The organism is Aeromonas tecta (assembly GCF_000820185.1).
In the GTDB taxonomy this organism is placed as follows: domain Bacteria; phylum Pseudomonadota; class Gammaproteobacteria; order Enterobacterales; family Aeromonadaceae; genus Aeromonas; species Aeromonas tecta.
In genome coordinates, this window is the sequence record NZ_CDCA01000002.1 from 1 (window position 1) to 939 (window position 939).

General features: G+C 59.9%; 1 protein-coding gene. It reads right to left on the reverse strand.

Annotated elements, in window-relative coordinates; translation table 11 throughout:
• The coding region (locus BN1137_RS00020) for an Ig-like domain-containing protein (protein ID WP_198150558.1) at positions 1-939 on the reverse strand (939 nt) is incomplete at both ends.

Consider the following 939-nt stretch of genomic DNA (forward strand, 5'->3'; position numbering starts at 1 on the left):
TTGTACCGCAGAGCTGTCGCCGCCATAGACAGTGGACCCCCAGGTGACCACCGAACCATCCTGCTTCAGTGCAGCAAAGGCACCGTCAGAGTTAGAGATAGCGCGGACGTTCGTGAGTTGTGCTTGTACCGCAGAGCTGTCGCCGCCGAAGCCAGCGTTCCCCCAGGTGACCACCGAACCATCCTGCTTCAGTGCAGCAAAGGCACCGCCAGTACTATAGATAGCGCTGACGTTTGTGAGCTGTGCTTGTACCGCAGAGCTGTCGCCGCCATAGAAAGTTGCCCCCCAGGTGACCACTCGAGGACTACTTGGGCGCACACCCAAGGTGGCAGTAGCGCTGATCCCATCCAGGCTGACGGAGATGGTGGCAGGGCCTGCAGTGAGGGTCGTGGCCAAGCCGGTGGTGTCGACGGTGGCGATGGCGGTATCACTGCTGTGCCAGGCAACCATGCTGCTGATGTCGACACTTAGATTATTGCTGTAAGTACCTTGTGCAGTGTACTGCTGGGTCAGGCCGGCGACGATCGAAGCGGTGGCCGGGGTAAGCTGGATTGCAGTCAGAGTTGCCGCGGTCACATCCAGGTGTGCAAATGTAGTGATCCCATTCAAGCTGGCGGAGATCGTGGTCGAACCTGCAATGAGGGTCGTGGCCAAGCCGGCAGTGTTGACGGTGGCGACGGTGGTATCACTGCTGTGCCAGGCGACCATGTTGCTGATATCGGCACTGGTGTTGTCGCTGTAAGTACCTTGTGCGATGTACTGTTGGGTCAGTCTGGAGGCGATCGAAGAGGTGGCCGGAGTGAGTTGGATAGCGGTGAGGGTGGCTGCGGTCACGTTCAGATACGCAGTTGCGCTAATCCCATTCAGGCTGACGGAGATGGTGGCAGGGCCTGCAGCGAGGGCCGTGGCCAAGCCGGTGGTGTTGACGGTGGCGATGGC